Raw genomic sequence first — 20,853 nt, 5'->3', positions numbered from 1 at the left:
ATGAATTATGAGCATAATGTGAAGTACTATTAATTCATTATCTTTTTATTATATTGAACTAAAGTTTAATACGCATTTGTATTATAATGTGCAGTAAAGATTTTTTATATTTTAGCAAAGGAGTTAACATAAATGAAGGATTTTCTTGAAGTCTTTTTAATTTGCTTTATTTTATGCGTAATTGTAACTTTTTTCTTTGGTGGCTTTATTCTAAGCAATATTTGGGCAATTTTTATTGTAGTGGCTCTAATATTAGCTATATTAGTTACCGCTTTTATCAATCAGGATTCCAGGATTGACGAACTGGAAAAGAAAATAGAACAGTTATTGCAAGAAAAACAAAATTAATACACATAAATATGTTGAGACTCTTAAAGCTTCATATATTTTAAACCACCCTGAAGAATATGGAATACCGGTGAGAGGAAAATGATTTACTTATAAAAATAGACTTCATTATCAAAAGTGAAGTCTATTAATCTATATAAAAGAAAACTCTATATCTAAGGGAAGCTTAATATTTATCGTGAATATTAAGCAATGTATGGATATACTCTGCTAGCTGTAAATAATACGAAAACTCCGAATAAAGTAACCATTCCTAAAAAATCTTTCATGTTCTTTCACCTCCTTGAATCTGTATATATTTATTATACAGTGATATTGTTAATTTGTTAACAGGTTATTTTGACAAATATCACAATTTTATATATAAATTTTTATGCATAATGCTAAAAGTATAGGGTTGGCACGTTGTGGCAAAATAGCAATCTAGTGTTAATTTGCCTTCCTTTCCATACAGGGGAAAGAGGTCCAACTATTATAATTATTGTACAGAAATATCAGGTATAAAACTAATTTCTTACTCTATGGAATTAAGTCTTACAAACTGGAATTTAATCTTTCACTTTACCTCTGAATAATTTTATTGATTTTAGGCGAACATACGTTTGAAATATTTATATTTTTATGGTAAAATTTTCTCAGTAAGATATTGGAGGTATTTACCATGGATGTTTTATCTAAACTGCAAATTTTAGCCGATGCCGCAAAATATGATGTTTCTTGCTCATCCAGTGGAAGCACCCGCAAGAATATGCAGGGAGGGTTGGGCAATGCGCATGTGTCGGGCATATGCCACAGCTGGTCGGCCGATGGGAGATGTATTTCGCTGTTGAAAATACTTTTTACCAACTATTGTGTTTATGATTGTGCGTACTGCGCAAATCGGTTGACTAATGACGTGCCTCGGGCAATTTTTACGCCTGAAGAAGTAGTGGATCTCACAGTAAACTTTTATAAGCGCAATTATATAGAAGGCTTATTTTTGAGTTCAGCAGTATACAAAAATCCCAACTATACGATGGAGCTGCTGGTGAAGACTGTGAAAAAGCTTAGAGAAGAGCATCGGTTTAATGGATACATACATTTAAAGGGAATCCCCGGTGCGGATAATCACATTATCCATGAAGCGGGAAGATTTGTGGATCGCTTGAGTGTGAATATAGAGCTTCCGTCCGAACAAGGGCTTCAGCTGCTTGCGCCGCAAAAGAGTAAAGAGTCCATTATCAAGCCGATGGATTTCATACATGCTAAGATTGATCAAAGAGAGGAAGAGAAAAAGCATTTTAAGAAAGTGCCTTCCTTTGTACCTGCAGGGCAGACCACGCAGTTGATGGTGGGGGCAACCGCAGATCATGATATGAAGATATTAAGGCTATCTGAGGGGCTTTATAAACGATTTTCACTAAAAAGGGTATATTATTCCGCGTATGTTCCTGTCATCAGCGGTGCAAATCTTCCAGCCATTACGACAAAGCCGCCTATGCTGAGGGAACATAGATTGTATCAAGCAGATTGGCTGCTGAGATTTTACGGATTTAACGCCAACGAGCTGCTAAATGAAAGTAAACCGGATTTTGATATAGAGTTAGACCCAAAATCTGATTGGGCCATACGAAATCTTGACCTGTTCCCGGTGGAAGTGAACCGCGCGGATTACGATATGTTGCTGCGCATCCCTGGCATTGGTGTTCGGTCTGCCCAAAAAATCGTTTCTGCCCGCAGGGTGTATCCTTTATCTTATGAGAGTTTGAAAAAAATAGGGGTGGTGTTAAAGCGGGCAAGACACTTTATTACCTGTCAGGGGAAATTCTATGGGGAGGTCGGATTGAATGACCGGCTGATACGTCAGTGTTTGATTGCAAAAAAGCCTGAAAAAAAACATGTACCGCCGATGGAACAGCTTTCAATGTTTTCATTATTATCAGGTAACCCTGTACCTGCAGATGCATACACCAGTATTACGGGGGAAATATGATGCTTAACTATATTTATGACGGAACATTCGAAGGTCTGTTAACAGCAATATATGAGGCGTATTACAGAAGGCAGGTGCCGGAGAAAATAGTGTCCCAACACGGTTTTCAACAGGAGTTGCTTTATGAGAATATATATATTGAAACCGATGACGAAAAAGCCGATAAGGTGTATCTATCAATTCGTGAAAAGATATCACCCCAGGCATTACAGCATGTGTTTTATGTCTTTCTTTCGGAATGTGATGAGGCAGGCACGTGGATTTATCAGTACCTCCGTTTAGGATGGAAGGTGGGCAGAAAGGTTGACATGTACGAAGCGGATGACCGTGTATTGGCAATCCACCGTATGAGCAGGAAAGTAAGCGGTGAAGCGCATCGCTTATTGGGGTTGATCCGTTTCAGGCATGTACAGGGAGATATCTATTATGCGCCCATTGAACCGGATTATAATATCATTGCGCTAATGGCTCCTCATTTTGTTAAACGTTTTGGAGCACAAAATTGGATTATTCATGATATAAAGAGAAAGCTTGCAGCTATGTATGATCAGAAGAATTGGATCATTACAGATTTTATTGATAATGCGGACATGAATTTTGAAGAAACCGAGGTTTTTTATCAAAAACTTTGGAAGAAGTATTTTGAGTCCATTGCAATTAAAAGTAGGATAAATCCGCGGCTGCAACGTAGATGTATGCCTGCGAGATATTGGAGATATCTGATTGAATTAAAAAATTAAATTTCTTCTTGAATTGAATAATAGTATGTAGTATAATGGTCATGACCAGATAACCATAAGATGACAGGTACTAGCTGTGATAATGATTGTGTTATTCGGCGATTAATAGAAATATATTGATGATTTATACGGAGGTTTTATGCTTTATCCTGGTAGTGCTAAACCATTATACGAACAATTGAAAGATTATATTAAGCAAGCGATCAGCAGTGGAGAATACAAACAGGGGCAAGCTCTGCCTAGTGAGAGACAGCTCATGGAGAACTTGAGAGTAAGCAGAATTACCGTCAGGCAGGCGATAGGAGAATTGGTCAATGAAGGAGTGCTGTACCGCCAACACGGAAAAGGGACATTTGTAGCGCAAAAGCGTATATTGAGGCCTTTAGCCTCCTTGTTGGGTATAGCGGAAATGCTTAATCTGCAAGGTATTGAGGCGGATATGAAGGTGATTAAAAAGTGTATTACAAAGGCGGATACTGTAATTGCCAGAGAATTAGGCTTGAATACCGGCGATAATGTAATGATGATTAAGAGATTGATATCGACTGGCGATGAACCGTTATTAATCAACTTTAATTATTTATCTCCGCAAGTGGGGATGGTGCTTGATAATGTAGATTTAACCCAAGACCCTATCTTCTCACAATTAGAGCTTTATGGTTACAAAATTAGCGAGGGTTTTCAACGAATTACTGCCAGTAAAGCTACCGGAGAAGAGGCGAGGTATTTGCAATGTGAAAACAATAGTCCTGTACTTATTATAAAAAATACTACCTTTGTAGATAGTGGAAGGCCTATACTCTATTCCAGTGCTATTTTTAGAGGAGATAGGTATGAAGTTAATATTACTTTAAAACGTAATCCCAGTTACTGATTGTAACCGGCCTGTCTGGTTACATATTTAATATTGCAACTGGTAATAACCACATAACCAATTGCGGATATCAGCAGCAAAATTTATATATTAAGCAATACTCCAAAAATCAATACGCATAAAACATACTTTTTTATATTTCAAAAATATCACCCAAATACGCTTGTGTCGTTGGGTGGTAGTCTGTGTGTGAATAACATCTTCTTAGGTATTGGACGGAGGTCTGTAAAGATTAGTTCATGGAAGATGAGATATTCAATAAAACCTAGAAAACCATAAATTATAAGGAGGTGTAGAAAAACATTCACATAGTATTCATTATGTTTTATATAATGAATAAGCAATTTAGCGTCTAGGCAAGAGCAAAAATTGCAGTTAATTCTTGGAATGCGTAACAAAAAAGATTGGAGGAATTAGAGTGATGTTAAGGAAAAAAAGATTCTTGAGTTTGGTGGTTGCAGTCTTTTTAGTATTTACAATTGCTGGTTGTGGGCAGCAGCAAGCGCCTAGGTCTGAAGTGAAGAATGAAGGAACGGCAGAGTCTGCGCCGAAAGAGACGGCAAATAAGAAGGACCTGAATTACCCTAAAAAGCCTATTAAGTTTGTAATTCCTTGGTCAGCTGGGGGAAGTTCTGATTTAATGGCACGTGCATTTAGTTCAATTGCAGAAAAACATCTTGGTCAGCCTTTGGTGATCGTTAACCGTGACGGCGCAGGAGGAACCATTGCCACTACTGAAACAAAGTCTGCTAGCGCTGACGGATACACAATTATCATGGAGGCAGTTGGGGTATTTTCTACTCAGCCTAAAATGAGGAAAGTATCCTATACATTGGATGATTTCGATCCCATTATAGGTCTTTCATATGAACCTATTGTTCTAGCAGTCAATAACGGCTCTGAATTTAAATCTTTTGAAGATTTAAAAAATGCGAAAAGATCTATTAAATTTGGGGGCAATGCGGTAGGTAGTTTGCTCCATATAGGTGGTATGGATTTATTTGCAAAGGCAGGCATTAAAGCAGAGCATGTGCCTTTTCAAGGAAATGCGCCCGGTATTACTGCACTTCTAGGAAAGCACGTTGATGTAGTTGCAGCTCATCCGGGTGAACTAATCAACCACGAGAAAAATGGGGATCTAAAAATAATCGGCATATTATCACCGGAGAGATTTCACTTGATTCCGGATGTTCCCACCTTCAAGGAGCAAGGATACGATGTCGATTACAGCGTATGGAAGTTTATTTTGACACCTAAAGGGGTAGATCCTAACATTACTAAATACCTGAATGAAAAATTCAATGAAATGATCAAAGATCCTGAGTTTGTAAAATTCTGTGAGAATAATAACTTGGAGATGAATCCAATTACCGGTGAAGAGGTAGCAACGAAACTGAATAAAGAAATAACAGTAACCGGAGAAATGATTGATAATCTCGGATTGACAGGTAACAATTAATTCATGATTTCAACAAACTTACCGGGATATCCCGGTAAGTTTGTTGAAGTCAGCATGGAGGAGAAAAAATGGACATTAAGAAGCATTTAACCGGTGTAATTCCTGCTGTAGCTACGCCGCTTACTCATGCAGGAGATATTGATGTAGCAGCTTATAAAAAATTAATCCGCAGACTCATTGAAGCAGGATGTGATGGAGTGATGATTTTGGGAACAGCTGGAGAAGGGACTGTCTTAGATAGAAAAAAATATACTTTAGCTGTTCAGACTGTTGTAGAAGAGGTAAATGGAACGCACCCTGTTATTGTAGGAGTAGGTGCATGTACGTTGGAAGATATTTTTTGCAATATCGAATCAGCCTATAAAATAGGTGCAGATGCGGTATTGAGTGTTCCTCCATTTTACTATCCGCTTCCCCAAGCTTCAATTGAAGACTTTTTTAAGATATTGGCTAAGAAAAGCAAATTGCCGGTTATGGTATACAATATTCCTGCGCTCACCAAAAACAATGTCAGTATCGATACTATCCGAAGACTTAGTCAAGAGGAGAATATTATAGGTATCAAGGATAGCAGCGGAGATTTTATATATTTTCAGCAGTTAATTAAATATGCACAAAGTGATAAGTTTAAAGTCTTTATGGGCAGAGCACCATTGATACTGCCGGCTATGTTGCTGGGAGCGGACGGAAGTATGACTCCCATTCCGAATGTAATACCCGAATTGGAACTGGACATCCATCGCAAGGTAAAGGCGGCGGATATGAACGGCGCGCAGCAAAGCCAAAATAAGGTTATGGAGATTGTAAAGCTGTTTGGATATACCGGTAATCCCGTTAGCATGAATTTAAAAGGTTTGATGTCGGCATTAGATATTTGCGAAAAATATACTGCAGAGACTATTCCGGTGCTGCCGGAGGAGAAAGTAAAGGAATTCGGATCCATTTTCCATGAAATCATTGAATAAATATTCTTCGGTATGATTGGATGCATAAAAAAGGCAATCATTGTTTGTCTGTCTTAATGATTTGGTGAAAAAATGAAGGAGGAATATTGGGGATGATGAAAAGAGATACTGTTTTAAGCATATTTTTCCTTTTGATAGGCTTTTTTATTTGGTTTGCTATTCCCTATCAAATAGAAGATACCGGGATTACTGTGATGGGACCAAGGTTTTTTCCGAAGGTACTTTCTATTATGTTAGTTGTTGTCAGTGGATTGTTTTTGGTTCAAAACATCTTAGCTGGAAAGAAGCAGGGAAAGGAAAAAGAAGATAAAGGTGAGATAAAAGATATTAAGTCAGAATTGAATGTACTTATATTATTTGCTCTAATGATCGCATATGTATATTTAATGCCAATATGGGGATTTATCATTTCAACCATTGTGGTAATTGGGGCTGTTGTTTATTTCCTAGGAACAAGAAAGTGGTATATGTATTTAATTTTTATTGCGATTGTCTTACTTGTTTATTATGTATTTCAAGAGCTTCTATATGTGCAGTTACCATAGGAGGGAAAGTATGTTGGAAAATATTATTTCAGGGTTTATCAATTTGTTTGCATGGAATAACTTTTTGTTTATAAATATTGGATTGGCAGTAGGAATTATATTTGGTGCTCTTCCGGGTTTATCAGCTACTATGGGAGTAGCGCTGTTTATGCCGTTAACGTTTGGAATGGACCCGATTACAGGGATACTGATGCTTTTGGGAATTTACTGTGGTGGGACTTATGGCGGGTCTATTACCGCGATCTTAATTAATACGCCCGGAACACCTGCATCTGCAGCAACTGTTTTGGATGGATATACGATGGCTAAGAATGGCCATGCGGGTAAAGCATTGCAAATGGCGCTTATTGCTTCGACCATTGCCGGAGTATTTAGTGCATTGATCTTGCTGTTTATTGCACCGCAAGTTGCAAGTATGGCATTGAAATTCGGTCCGCCGGAATATTTTGCTTTAGCTATTTTTGGTCTGAGCATTATATCCAGTGTCTGTAGTGACAGTGTTTTCAAAGGAATTATCATGGGAATTCTGGGGATGTTTATATCCATGATTGGAATGGATCCTATAGGAGGGATGCCTCGATTAACTTTTGATTATGATTATTTAGCTGCCGGAATTAATCTTATTCCTGCGTTGATCGGATTATTTGCCATATCGGAAATTTTGAATAAAGTCAGAATATTAGATCATAAAGTTGAACACACAGAAGATTTTATGCATGAGAAAGTATCGTTGAAAGAGGTTGTTTTGCATTTGAAGACCATTTTAAAATCAAGTGCTATCGGAACCTTTATAGGTGCAATTCCAGGGACCGGGGCAGCTATTGCATCTTTTTTAAGCTATAATGAGGCAAAAAGAGTATCTAAAACACCGGAAAAATTCGGTACAGGACATTTGGATGGCGTTGCTGCTTCAGAAGCAGGAAACAATGGTGTGACGGGAGCGACACTGATACCGCTATTGACTTTAGGGGTGCCGGGAGATACGGTTACAGCCATACTTCTGGGTGCGTTGATGATGCAGGGCCTTACACCGGGACCGGATTTGTTTAAAACCCATGGGATTGTTGTTTATACCATCATGATAGGCTTGATATTTGTAAACATATTTATGTATTTGCAAGCCAGCTATTTCATTAAAGGCTTCGTAAGAATTACAAAAGTACCGGTGAATTTTCTGATTCCGATATTGATTATCTTATGTGTTACCGGTGCTTACGCAGCAAATAATACATTGTTTGATGTGAAAATGATCTTAATTTTCGGGGCTTTGGGGTATTTAATGACTCGGTTTGATTTTCCGGTTACTCCAATGTTGTTGGCAATTATTCTAGGTCCCATGGCTGAGGTCAGCATGCGGCAATCCATGATCCTGTCAGAGGGAAGCTACGCAATATTTTTTACAAGACCGATTAGCTTGATTTTTTTGATTTTAGCAGTATTATCGGTAATTTTTTCAAGTATCACAAGATCAAAAAGAATTGCATAACGACATATAAAGTGTATCTATAAAATAATATAATAATGATTGGCATAGGGGGAACATTTTAATGAAAGTACTGGTAACTTCACCTGCATTTAATCAACAGAGTGCGAATATGAGCAAATGCAGAGCACTTTTGGAAAAAGAGGCAGAAGAAGTAGTCTATAATCCGTATGGAAGAACACTGAGCAAAGAAGAAGTCTCTGAAATATGGGAGGGTGCGGATGCTATTATTGCAGGCGTGGAAGTATATGACGCCGAATTTTTGGCTAGAGCACCTAAAACCCTGAAGGTTATTTCAAGATATGGAACAGGTTATGAAGCAATTGATGTTAAGGCAGCAGGTGAACAGGGGATTTTAATAACAAATACGCCGGGAGTTAATGCACCGGCTGTTGCGGACCTGACATTAGGCTTAATGATAGGGGCCGCAAGAAGAATGCCTGCAATGGATAGAAAAATGCGGGAAGGAGAATGGAAACGCCACGTTGGAGTCGGATTGAGTGGAAAAACTTTGGGAATCCTGGGACTCGGCGCAATAGGCAAAGAAGTTGCCCTAAGAGCGAAAGGTTTCTCCATGAATTTATTGGCGTATGATCCGTATATTGATAAAAAATTTGCTATTGAAAATAATATTCAAGTATGTTCTTTGGATGAGATATTTAAACAATCTGACTTTATCACACTGCATTTGCCTGTCACAAAAGACACTGAAAGAATAATCAATGCAGAGAATTTAGCAAAAATGAAACCTGACGCATTTTTAGTTAATGCAGCCCGAGGGAAGCTGGTCGATGAACAAGCGCTATATCAAGCATTAGTGAACGGAAAACTGGCCGGAGCGGGATTAGATGTGTTTGAGCAGGAGCCTCTTGCAAAAAGTCCATTATTTGAATTAGACAATGTAGCAGTATTGCCCCATTTGGGAGGGCATACCCAGCAGGCTGAAGAACTGATGGCAAAGTTGACAATTGAGAATACAATAGCTGTCTTGAACAACAAGCATTGCGCAAATATTGTAAATCAACAATATCTAAAATAAGGAGAATTACTGATGAGCAAATTAAAGGAAAGATTAAAAAACGGCGAAGCAGTCATAGGAACGATGGTAACGCTTTTTGAGAAAGCGGAAATTTCCAAACTTATTAAGGTGAGTGGATTTGATTTTTTTATTATCGACTGTGAACACGGTAATTTTGATTACAGCACGGTAGCAGGTATTTTGGGAATGGCAAGAGAAGCTGGAATTCCTGGACTGGTTAGAATTCCGGAGGTGAAAAGAGAAGTTGTTTTAAAGTATATGGAAATGGGAGCGCAAGGACTTTTGCTTCCAAATACTGAAACGGCAGATCAAGCCAAAGCATTGGTAGAGTATTCTAAATATGCGCCTTTGGGAAATAGAGGTGTTGCACTCATGAGAGAGCACACAGGTTTTGAGAAACCTGAGAGTGTCACAGTGTATATGCAGGATGCAAATGAAAAAACGATTTTGATGGTTCAAATCGAATCAACTGCAGGAATCAATAATATTGATAGTATTCTAGATGTTGAAGGAATTGATGCTGCATTCATAGGTCCTAATGATCTTTCTCAAAGCATGGGTATTATGGGGCAGATAAATAGTCCGGTCTTTATTGAAGCGGTAGATAAGGTAATAGAGACTGCGAGCAAAAAAGGTAAGTTCTCAGGTATTCATTTGGCTTCTCCGGCAGCATTAAAGCCCTGGATTTCCAAAGGAATGTCCTTAAACCTTTGGTCTTCCGATATTAATATATTAATAGGTGCTGCTCAAGAGGGTTTAACAGAATTAAGATAGAAGTTTTAGTGGGATGTTTTATATTCTGCGCTAAAGGAGGCTGTGAAAAAGTGCTTCATCGGTCAGCGCAACACATGGGCGGGGCCCAGGGCCGCAGTCCGGCCAAAAACCAGGCCTGACAGCAGACCAGTCCCCAAGTCTTGCTCTTCTGTGTGCTGAATTAGACTTTTTCAAAACATCCTAAAGATTGGAAAACAAACAAAAAGTCCGAAGCTACTGATTAATAAAGCATATTTCAGTGACTTCGGACTTTGTATATACATGATTTTCGAACAATAAAACACTCGGTCTTATTACCTTATAGGGGTTTAACAGGTTCGTTTTTAAGCATCATCTTACGGTATTGATTAGGTGTGAATCCGTAAAACTTTTTAAATGCGGTGTAAAAATAAGTGTTATTGGAGAAGCCTACGGAATCTGATATTTCACTTACGGGCATCGCTGTGGTTTCCAAAAGCTGTCTTGCTTTCTCCAAACGGAATTCATTAATAAAAGCCGATAAAGATCCGGTTGTCACTTCTTTAAAAATAGTTCTTAGATAATTAGGTGATATATTGACATAATCAGCTATCAATTCGGGTGAAAGAGCCGGATCGGAGTAATTATATTGTATATAGTTGATGGTGTCATTGACCAACTCATTCTTTCTACCGGATTTCTTTTCTTCACGCCGTTGAATGGTGTTGATATATAGATGAAGCAGCCAATTTTTTACTTGATAGATATTCTCAAATTTCTCAAGGTTCCTTCTGAAATAACGGATATCCATATAGAGATTCTCATCGTTAATATCATAAAGCGTTTTTAAAAGCTTTTTTGAATTCACAGTCAATTGGGTAATTGCCAGCAGCATATCTCTATATGAATACTGGGAAATTTCATCCAACATCCTATCTAGTGCCTGTTCTACATCGGTCATATGTCCTAACTTAAGTGCATTGAAAATTTCAGTCTCGCTATCTTCTGGGTAATGATAATCTTCGTTTATACTTGCCTGGATTTTTTCATGGAACAGAATAGACTTCGGACCATATTTGAAACGGTAGCAAGTATTTTCATATGCAGTATTATATGAAAGTGAGATATCGCCTATGTGATGAACCCTGTTTCCGATTCCGACAGTGACAGAGATGTCCAGATATTGGGATATGGACTTTTGTATTTCATCAATGGCATCCACCAATATATCCAGGGAGGAATTATGAGTATCTTTATTCATATTTAATATTACGGCGATATGATCATCGCCCATATCTACCGTATCGCATTTGTAATACTTTGAAGTAATTTCCGAAGCAATATTACCTATGGCGAACCGTATAAGGCTTTGGTTCTCCTTTGAATGCTTTGTGTTAAACTCCTTGAATGAATCAATTGTCAATGTATATACAAGCAGATCTTCAGCGCGAATCCTAATATTTAATTCCTCAAATTTTACAGTTAAGTCTCTTAATTGGAATGATTCATTCAATAAGAAACTTTTCAGCAGCTGCTGCTTTAAAAAATTGATATCAACTTGAGACAGGTTTTCAAGGGAATGCGGGCTGTGGAGCAATTTATCAAAAACCTTATATAGGTAATCCAGCTCATTAACATTGCTGCTTTCTCCCATATTGATGCTGTCTTTCTGTTTTGAAAAATACTGCTGGATATTGCTAACAATCCTATTGATAGGGACATAAATCTTTTTTGAAAAAATATATGATAACACAATGCCGAGCAGCAATAGTATAGCAGCGATGACGATGGTAAGCTGGGTTAAAGCGTTCAAATCTTTTAACAAGTTGGCATAGGGTATGATACTGATAAATTTCAGGCCCAACTTATCAGAGTTAACATAGGTGATTAGAGATTGCTTACCGTCAATGGTATCGATAAAGTGTCCGGTGTCTTTTTTCTTTTCAAGGACATATTGAATATATTTTTGATCTGAAATGTTCTTCATGAACATTTTAGGATCAGAGTGAGACACAATGGTTCCGGAAGAATCAATTATAAAAATATCCGAGTCTTTCGGTGCAATGTTCTTAAACGTATTTTGTACTTCTTTCGCGTCTAAGTTGAGTATTAGCGCACTGTCTTTGAGACTATTTTCCAACGGGTAATCAGAGATCACGATTGTAAGCAAATTAGCCTGATAGCTTGATCCCTTTAGTCCATCAACAGAGAAGAATATTTTTCTTGGAATTAATCTGGTGTTTTCTATATAATCCTTTCTATTTTGTAATATGAAAACGGTTTCCTGATCATAAAAATCACGCAGAAATATTGGGTCGCTTAGTGAAGAATAGAACTTTTTCGAGATACTGTTATAAACATAAATGGAATGGGTCAACGGTATAATATTCACCGACTGCGTCAACTTTCTTTTACCGACTGCTTCATCGGTATGACTAATGTTTTTTCCATACATAAGATTGAAGATATCAGTATCCCTATATAAGTAATGACCCGATGTAGTTGTCCAAGTCACAAGAAAGTCGGTAAAATAGTTTGTTTGTACAAGCAGCTTTTCCGAGACGTTATTAATCTGATTGATTACTTTATTCTTATATCCCATATACATTGATACGCTGGACAAGCTGAGGATAATTGCTGCGAAAATAAGATATGAAATAATAAGCTTTGTAAAGGTACTGTTTAAATTTATATTATTTCTAATTTTATTCAGTAAGGCATTTTTTGTATAAATTTTATTTAAATGTATAAAAAAAGAAGAAAATATTTTTTTCATATACATTCCTCTTTCTAAAAATAAGATTATTGTATTTGGAGATTATATAACATTTATATAATGCAGATATGTATATTATAAAAGTTCTTATATAAAGTATCAATAGGAAAAATTGTAAATCTGTAAAAATTACGAATAGATGATACCATTTTGTTAAAATATAAAGCAATTGTTAAAATTCAAAGTCGGCTTTTATGGGTATTTTAGAGCTTTCTTCGGATTTTATAGTTTTTTTTTAGTTATTCGTGTAGTACGATTGGAAATGTAAGCGGGATGTGCTTACAACATGTTAAATGAGCCTCAATCAATCATTAAATCTTTTCATTTAAGGAGGTGCACTGAAAATAGTCGTATCCAAAATGCTGTATTTTTAACCCTTATCTAACAAAACAACTAAAAATGAGGAGGAATTTAGATGTTTAAAAAAAGTATTAAGTTAGTATGTTTGGTCTTATTGATTGGATTGTTCACTACCATGGTGTTTGGTTGTACACAAAATCAGCCTTCGAAGACTGAAGCACCAAAAGAAACTACAGATAAACCTGCTGGCAGTGCTGCAAACAAGAAATTGCAAATCGCGCTAATCCCTAAAACTTTAAATAATCCTTTCTTTATATCTATGGAAGAAGGCGCGAAGAAAGCAGCAGATGAGTTTGGTGTGGATTTAATCGTTCAAGCAGCAGATAGAGAAGTTGATGTTGAAAAACAGATGCAGATTATGGAAAACATGATCACTAAAAAAGTAGATGCGATTTTGATTTCACCTTCCGGTTCTAAAGAGATTGTTCCGGCAATTAAAAAAGCCAATGATGCCGGTATTCCTGTATTGATTGTCGATACGAAGGTAGATGAAGCAGCAGCTAAAGCAGAGGGCGCAAAAACAGCAACCTTTATCGGTTCCGATAACTACAATGGTGGACAGCTTGCTGCTTTATATATGATAGAACAATTAAAAGGAAAAGGTAAAATCGCCGTCATTGAGGGGATCGCAGGACATGAAACCAGTGATGCCAGAGTAGGAGGCTTTAAGGACAAGATTAAAGAATCCGCTCCTGAGATTGAGATCGTAGCATCTCAGACTGCACAATGGGAAAGAGACAAAGGATACGATGTATTCCAGAATATTTTAACAGCAAATCCTGATGTGCAAGGAGTATTCGCGGCAAGTGACCTGATGGCTTTAGGTGCTGTTGAAGCCATTGCTCAGGCTGGAAAGACCGGAGAAATTATCGTATTAGGATTTGATGCAAGTGATGATGCGAAAACAGCGATTAAAGAAGGTACAATGAACGGTTCTATCGCACAATATGCGAGCGAAATGGGTAAACTTGGTGTTGAAAAGGCTGTGGAGCTGCTCAAAGGCGGCAGTATTGAGAATTATATACCTACAAAAGTTGAGTTGATCACAAAGGATAAGATTCAATAGTTTGTAATTTAACGGTTCACAGTTTATTAAATAATATTTGTTTGATAGGCTGTGAACCGTAAGCTATAAAGCTACTTTCAAGGAAAGGAGTGGGTTGGATGCAAGGTGAAATAGTAGTTCAAATGAATAATATAACAATGGAATTCCCAGGGGTTAGGGCATTGGATAATGTAAGCTTTGAAACACGTAAAGGCGAAGTGCATGTGTTGCTGGGTGAGAATGGTGCAGGAAAATCCACCTTGATGAAAATTCTTACAGGTGTGTATAAACAGACGGACGGAAAGATTTTTCTGAAAGGGCAGCCGTATGAAATAAAGAGTATTAAGGATGCGGAGGAAAAAGGCATCAGCATGATATTTCAGGAATTGAACCTGGTTCCGTTTTTGAGCGTCGCAGAAAACATTTTTCTAGGACGTGAACCGAGAATAGGTATTCAAATTGATTGGAAGAAAGTAAATAGAGATGCGCAAACATTATTAGATAATCTGGGTGTGAAGATTAATGGAAAGACGATAGTGAAAAATCTTACTATTGCGCAGCAGCAGATGGTAGAAATTTCAAAAGCGCTATCCTATAATCCGGATGTAATAGTTATGGATGAACCTACATCATCACTTACCGAAAGAGAGATTCAGGAACTTTTCAAAACTATCAGAGATTTGAAAAACAAGGGAGTATGTATTGTATATATATCTCATAGAATGGAAGAGCTTTTGGAAATTGGTGACCGTGTAACCGTGTTAAGAGATGGGCAGTATGTGGGAACAGTCAATGTAAAGGAAACCAGTATTGACGGATTGATTCAAATGATGGTAGGCAGAACATTGAATGAAAAATTTCCCAAAGAATGTGCGCCGGTTGGAGCGAAATCTTTGGAAGTACGAAACTTGAATCAAGGAAAGAGATTAAAAAATGTCTCCTTTCATGTAAACAAAGGAGAAGTAGTGGGATTTGCAGGCCTGATGGGAGCAGGAAGAACAGAACTTATGCGCGCTATCTTTGGAGCAGATCCGGTCGATAGTGGTGAAATATTTGTAAATGGAGAGAAAGTCACTATTAAATCGCCTAAGGATGCGATAAAGAACAGAATAGGTTTTTTAACTGAAGATAGAAAACATCAAGGTCTCGTCTTGAAGCTTGACGTTAAGCAAAATATCACGCTTTCAAATCTGGAGAAAATCACAAAGAATACAGCCATTAGTTTTAGTGAAGAAAAGGAATTGTGTGATCAATTGGTAAAAGATTTAAATATTAAAACACCGGCTCTACATCAAAAAGTGAAGTTTTTAAGCGGCGGGAATCAACAAAAAGTAGTTTTGGCAAAATGGATTGCCACACAATCGGATATACTCATCATTGATGAGCCTACCAGAGGAATTGATGTAGGAGCCAAGGTGGAAATTTATAAATTGATGAACGAATTAACCAAACAAGGCGCCACTGTCATCATGGTTTCCTCGGAACTTCCGGAAGTGCTTGGAATGAGCGATAGGATCTATATTATGCATGAAGGAAAAATTACCGGAGAACTTACAAGACAGGAGGCAACACAGGAGAAGGTATTACATTTTGCTACAGGAGGGAATAAAAAATGAATGCAGGAGTGAATAAAGCTGAAAAACTTCAGATATTCAGCGTTAGAGATTTTGCAACTTTCATAGGACTCGTACTAATGTGTATTGTAATTAGCATATTTGCACCGGTTTTCCTTTCGCTAAACAATTTAGTTAACGTTGTTATGCAATCATCTATTAATGCGATTATAGCGATAGGTTTAACTTTTGTTATTCTTACCGGAGGTATTGATCTATCGGTAGGCTCCATCGTGGCTTTTGCTGGTGTTGTAATGGGCAGCTCCCTGCAGGCAGGCCATCCTTTGGTTGTAAGCCTATTGATTGGCGTTAGTATCGGGGTGTTGTGCGGATTTATTAACGGATTCTTGATTACCAAAGGGAAATTGCCGCCTTTTATAGCGACATTAGGGATGATGTCTATTTCAAGAGGCCTTGCGTTGGTTTACACAAATGGACGACCTGTATCTGGTTTCGATAAAGCATTTAGATGGTTCGGAACGGGAGATTTATTTGGGATTCCATCGCAGATTATTATTACGATTGTTTTATACGCAGCGGCATATTATATTTTGAAATATACAAGATTGGGAAGATACACTTATGCCATCGGAGGAAATGAAGAAGCTACAAGATTATCCGGTATCAATGTAAATAGGTATAAAGTTGCAATTTATTCAATAAGCGGGTTAATGTCAGCAGTAGGCGCTATCGTTCTAACAGCAAGATTGAATTCTGCACAGCCAATTGCTGGTATGAACTATGAGTTGGATGCGATTGCTGCAACGGTTATTGGTGGTACCAGTACAGTAGGAGGAGAGGGTAAAATTACAGGAACGCTCATAGGTGCATTAATCATGGGAGTACTTCGAAATGGATTGAATATCTTAAATGTATCTTCTTACTTGCAGCAGGTAATTATTGGTGTAGTTATCGTTATTGCCGTATTAATCGATAAATACCAAAAATAGAAAGACTTTATAACAATAGATTTTCTCCATGAAAATATTAATTATAAATTTTGCAATGGTAAGGGGAGAACAAGTAATGAAAAAAATTAAAATCGGTGCAGTTGGCCTTGGAAGGCTAGGAAGAAAACATGCCGAAAATATCGCTTTTAGAATTCCAAATGCGGAACTGGCTGCAGTATGCAGCATCGTTAAAGAAGAATTGGATGAGGTGATGAAAAGCTGGAATATCCCTCATGGTTATACGGATTTCAATGAAATGCTTAAAAATAAAGACTTGGATGCGATCGCTATTTCATCTTCTTCTACGGAACACTGCAACCACATCATTGCAGCATTGGACGCAGGTTTTCATGTGTTCAGCGAAAAACCGCTGGGAGTCGATATTGCAGAATGCAGACGCGCAGAGAAAGCAGTAGAAAAGCATGTAGATCAAGTGTTTTTTTTAGGGTTTATGAGAAGATATGACGATTCCTATGCTTACGCCAAAAGGAAAATCGCAGAAGGGGCGATTGGCAAACCTATCTTAATAAGGTGTTATGGTTTGGATCCAGTGAAGTCTATCAAGGGAGCTATTGCCTTCGCAGAAAAGAGTGGAGGGATATTCCTTGACTTGGCGATTCATGATATTGACTTGGCAAGGTGGTATTTAGGGTCGGAAGCTAAAAGCATCTATGCGGTTGGAGATTGTTTCACATATGAAGAGTTTGCAAAGTACCAAGATATTGATAATGGCGCAGCACTTATACAATTTAAAAACGGTGCGATAGGCATGTTTTATGCCGGAAGAACCTGTGCGCACGGATACCATATAGAAACTGAAATTGTCGGAACCGAAGGAAGCTTGAGAATAGGCACGGTACCCGAGAAGAATCTTGTTACGGTATTTAATGATACCGGTGCTGTAAAAGAATGTGTCGGGGGATTTTTGGAAAGATTTGAAAAGGCTTATCTAAGTGAAATGCAGGAATTTATAAACTGTATCATAGAAAACAGAAAGCCGGGTGTAAATGTTTATGATGGTACCAATGCAACAATTATCGCTTATGGATGTAAAGAATCATTTGAAAACAATAGGCTGATTATATTAGATTAATAAGAGAAAGAGGACGTCGGCGAAATCGTGTTTGCACATGAACAAAAATAACTGCGTCCTTTCCTTTATGCATATGCATAGATATCGTAATTGTAAAAAATATTTGATGTGGAATTATGAATGTACATCAATTAAAACCACTGAATCAGTTTTAATTTAGGTTTAACTATTTCAAAGTTGACATCGATAACTACTGGTGATATAATAAAAACATAAATATTAAACGTTTACGGAACGAAAGAGGTCTAACATGAGTGTAACCATTAAAGATATTGCTAAAGCTGCCAATGTATCATATGCAACCGTTTCCAGGGCGCTTTCGGACCATCCGGAGGTAAGTGGAAAAACCAAAACGAAGATAAAGCAGCTGGCAAAGGATATGGGGTATACCCCAAACGCACTTGCAAAAGGTTTGGTTACAAAAAACACCCATACGCTCGGTCTTATTATTCCCGATATCACAAATCCTTTTTTTACTGAAGTTGCTCAAGGAATTGAGGACTGCGCTAATCGTAATGGCTACCAAGTTTTTTTGTGTAATTCAAACTGGAATTTGAATAAAGAAAAAGAGTATCTAAAAGCCTTATATGGAAAAAGAGTAGATGGGATTGTCATTGGTCCTGTATCCAATGAGGTTTCTTATCTTATAAATGAAAGAAATGGGTATGTACCGATTGTGTTTGCAGCGTATAAGCCTTTGTGCGAAGGGTGTAGCTTTGTAGTAACCGATGATTATAAAAGTGCTGTAATTGCTACAGAGTATGTTATAAAATTAGGGCATAAAAAAATTGCGTTTATAGGTGGACAAGAAGACAATACAACAAACCAGGATCGGCTAAAGGGATATCATGATACATTGGAGAAATATGGGATACCTATATTGCCGTACTATGTACGTTATGGACAGTTCAAACAGCAAAGCGGTTATACACTTACCAAAGACTTATTAATTAAAAATGACGTTCCCACAGCCATTCTGGCCGGTAACGATATTATTGCTTTGGGAGTTATACAAGCGGTAGAGGAATTCGGACTTCATGTTCCAAGTGATATTTCGGTCGTCGGATTTGATGATATCTCTTTTGCTTCATTAGACAAGATTCAGCTGACTACCATTCATCAACCTAAATATAAAATTGGTGAGTTATGTGTAGAAATTATACTTGATCAACTTCAAGATATTAAAAGTGACCCTATACAAAGAATTGTTGAGCCACAATTAATGATCAGAAAAACCTGTAAAGGTGTATAATTTTTTATTTTAGTCCGTAAACGTTTGCGAAAAAAGTCGAAACCGTATAGAAGCTGTATATTCGTAGCGAATGGAATAGTTTTTAAGACCAATAATCGTCAATGAGGGAGGGAAATATATAGAAAAAAGCCTATGATATTTGGACAAATTTATTTTAACAATGATGGTGAAATAGGTATTACTCTCAAACTAATAAAAGGAGGAATGCATAATGAATAGTGAAATGAATGCTCAGGAATATGTAGCGGGGTTGATGCAAAGAGCTAGAAAGGCGCAGGAAATCGCTGAATCCTATACACAGGAGAAGGTAGATAAACTGGTAAAAGCGCTTGCATGGACAGCGGTACAGGAAGGTAACGCGCAAGAAATCTCAAAAATGGCTGTTGAAGAATCAAGATTGGGAAATTATCAGGGAAAATATACTAAGTTGCAAAAGAAGATAAGAGGTCTGCTAAGAGATATTAAAGATGAAAAATCCGTAGGTGTTATCGAAAGAGATGAGAAAAAGGGACTGATAAAAATTGCGAAGCCGGTTGGCGTGATCGGAGCGCTGGTCCCATGTACCAATCCGGAAGCAACACCTTTTGCCAAGGCCATGTGTGCTGTAAAAGGAAGAAACGCGATTGTGTTTTCACCGCATCCGCGTACAAAAAAGACCAATAAGAGAATCGTAGACATGATGCGTGAAACATTAAAGAAATACGGTGCTCCGGAAGACTTGATTGTAACGGTGGAAGACCCCACTTTGGAAATCAGCAATGAAGTGATGAAACAATGCGATTTAATTGTAGCAACGGGTGGAAGCCCAATGGTAAGAGCTGCTTATAGCTCGGGTACACCGGCTTATGGCGTAGGAACCGGAAATGCTGTAATTATCGTGGATGAAACCGCGGATATTAAAGATGCGGCGCATAAAATCATGTTGAGCAAAACTTTTGATTATGCAACAAGCTGTTCTGCAGAAAATTCATTAATTATTCATGAGAGTATATATGAAGAAATGATTCAAGCTTTAAAAGAAGAAGGCGGGTATCTGGTAAGTGCTCAGGAAAAAGAAAAGCTCCAAAATGCACTTTGGGTTGATGGGCATTTGAATCCGAAAATTATCGCGCAACCGGCACAAACTATTGCGCAAGCAGCCGGAATAGAACTGAGTGAAGATAGAAAATTTATCATGGTGGAAGAGCAAGGAATAGGAAAAGACTATCCGTTCTCAGGAGAAAAGTTGTCGGTAGTAGTCGCTTTGTATAAGTACAGAACTTTTGAAGAAGCAATTGATAAAGTAAACGCCATTACCGACTATCAGGGCAAAGGTCATTCGTGCGGAATCCATACCACAAATGATGACCGTATGATAGAGCTGGGGTCTAAGACCAAGGTAAGCAGGATCATGGTTAGACAGCCTCAATGTTACGGAAACACAGGGGATTGGGTCAATGGCATGCCGTTTACCATGACTTTAGGATGCGGTACTTGGGGCGGCAATATTACAACTGAAAATATCGGATGGAAGCATTTTATCAATATAACTTGGATAGCATGCCCAATCCAAGCGGTCATTCCAAGTGATGAAGAACTGTTTGGAGATATAATGAAAAACTAAAGGA

General features: G+C 37.7%; 17 protein-coding genes. 16 read left to right on the top strand and 1 reads right to left on the bottom strand.

From position 1 onward, the window contains the following. Positions 1–132 precede the first annotated feature (132 nt). From QKW49_RS10080 to QKW49_RS10035, 10 genes are all read left to right on the top strand, one after another. Positions 133–348, top strand: a complete 216-nt coding sequence (locus QKW49_RS10080) for a hypothetical protein (RefSeq protein WP_282867414.1) — start codon at positions 133–135, stop codon at positions 346–348. Between the two features lie 661 nt (positions 349–1,009). Next, entirely contained in the window at positions 1,010–2,320 is a 1,311-nt protein-coding gene (locus QKW49_RS10075) for a putative DNA modification/repair radical SAM protein (protein ID WP_282867413.1), read from the top strand. Next, positions 2,320–3,060 carry a TIGR03915 family putative DNA repair protein gene (locus tag QKW49_RS10070; RefSeq protein ID WP_282867412.1) on the top strand — a complete coding sequence of 247 codons (741 nt, stop codon included), beginning with the start codon at positions 2,320–2,322 and terminating at the stop codon, positions 3,058–3,060. Before QKW49_RS10075 ends, QKW49_RS10070 begins: the two co-directional genes overlap by 1 nt. Before the next feature lie 139 nt (positions 3,061–3,199). Further along, a complete protein-coding gene (locus QKW49_RS10065) occupies positions 3,200–3,934 on the top strand; it encodes a GntR family transcriptional regulator (protein WP_282867411.1) in 735 nt (244 codons plus the stop codon). Between the two features lie 421 nt (positions 3,935–4,355). Further along, the gene (locus tag QKW49_RS10060; protein ID WP_282868105.1) at positions 4,356–5,393 is read left to right on the top strand and encodes a tripartite tricarboxylate transporter substrate binding protein; all 1,038 of its coding nucleotides are present in this window, start codon (positions 4,356–4,358) and stop codon (positions 5,391–5,393) included. Between the two features lie 68 nt (positions 5,394–5,461). Further along, entirely contained in the window at positions 5,462–6,358 is an 897-nt protein-coding gene (locus QKW49_RS10055) for a dihydrodipicolinate synthase family protein (RefSeq protein ID WP_282867410.1), read from the top strand. 92 nt (positions 6,359–6,450) lie between these two features. Then, complete coding sequence (locus tag QKW49_RS10050; RefSeq protein ID WP_282867409.1) at positions 6,451–6,903, top strand: tripartite tricarboxylate transporter TctB family protein; 453 nt, start codon at positions 6,451–6,453, stop codon at positions 6,901–6,903. A gap of 10 nt (positions 6,904–6,913) precedes the next feature. Then, on the top strand, positions 6,914–8,389 hold the full coding sequence (locus QKW49_RS10045; RefSeq protein ID WP_282867408.1) for a tripartite tricarboxylate transporter permease: 1,476 nt from the start codon (positions 6,914–6,916) through the stop codon (positions 8,387–8,389). Positions 8,390–8,450: 61 nt separating this feature from the next. Beyond that, the gene (locus QKW49_RS10040) at positions 8,451–9,425 is read left to right on the top strand and encodes a phosphoglycerate dehydrogenase (RefSeq protein WP_282867407.1); all 975 of its coding nucleotides are present in this window, start codon (positions 8,451–8,453) and stop codon (positions 9,423–9,425) included. A gap of 12 nt (positions 9,426–9,437) precedes the next feature. Then, positions 9,438–10,199, top strand: coding sequence for an aldolase/citrate lyase family protein (locus QKW49_RS10035; RefSeq protein ID WP_282867406.1), 762 nt, complete (start codon positions 9,438–9,440; stop codon positions 10,197–10,199). Positions 10,200–10,497: 298 nt separating this feature from the next. Here the strand turns inward: QKW49_RS10035 and QKW49_RS10030 are convergent, their stop codons facing one another. Continuing rightward, entirely contained in the window at positions 10,498–12,933 is a 2,436-nt protein-coding gene (locus tag QKW49_RS10030) for a helix-turn-helix domain-containing protein (protein ID WP_282867405.1), read from the bottom strand. A 415-nt stretch (positions 12,934–13,348) separates the two neighbouring features. Between QKW49_RS10030 and QKW49_RS10025 the strand changes: the two genes are divergently transcribed. The 6 genes from QKW49_RS10025 (at position 13,349) to QKW49_RS10000 (ending at position 20,849) form a co-directional block, all read left to right on the top strand. Further along, on the top strand, positions 13,349–14,359 hold the full coding sequence (locus QKW49_RS10025; protein WP_282867404.1) for a sugar ABC transporter substrate-binding protein: 1,011 nt from the start codon (positions 13,349–13,351) through the stop codon (positions 14,357–14,359). 98 nt (positions 14,360–14,457) lie between these two features. After that, positions 14,458–15,954 (top strand): sugar ABC transporter ATP-binding protein, encoded by a 1,497-nt coding sequence (locus tag QKW49_RS10020; protein ID WP_282867403.1) that lies wholly within the window; start codon positions 14,458–14,460, stop codon positions 15,952–15,954. Then, complete coding sequence (gene rbsC / locus QKW49_RS10015; RefSeq protein WP_282867402.1) at positions 15,951–16,901, top strand: ribose ABC transporter permease; 951 nt, start codon at positions 15,951–15,953, stop codon at positions 16,899–16,901. Before QKW49_RS10020 ends, rbsC begins: the two co-directional genes overlap by 4 nt. 76 nt (positions 16,902–16,977) lie before the next feature. Continuing rightward, positions 16,978–17,994 (top strand): Gfo/Idh/MocA family oxidoreductase, encoded by a 1,017-nt coding sequence (locus QKW49_RS10010; protein WP_282867401.1) that lies wholly within the window; start codon positions 16,978–16,980, stop codon positions 17,992–17,994. A gap of 250 nt (positions 17,995–18,244) precedes the next feature. Beyond that, positions 18,245–19,246 carry a LacI family DNA-binding transcriptional regulator gene (locus QKW49_RS10005; RefSeq protein WP_282867400.1) on the top strand — a complete coding sequence of 334 codons (1,002 nt, stop codon included), beginning with the start codon at positions 18,245–18,247 and terminating at the stop codon, positions 19,244–19,246. Positions 19,247–19,457: 211 nt separating this feature from the next. Then, positions 19,458–20,849: an aldehyde dehydrogenase family protein gene (locus QKW49_RS10000; RefSeq protein WP_282867399.1), complete on the top strand. Its 1,392-nt coding sequence runs from the start codon at positions 19,458–19,460 to the stop codon at positions 20,847–20,849. Positions 20,850–20,853 lie beyond the last annotated feature (4 nt).

This window comes from Petroclostridium sp. X23 (genome assembly GCF_030013905.1).
In the GTDB taxonomy this organism is placed as follows: domain Bacteria; phylum Bacillota; class Clostridia; order SK-Y3; family SK-Y3; genus X23.
Note: the sequence above shows the minus strand (reverse complement) of the source record. Positions and strands in the feature narration are given on the sequence as shown.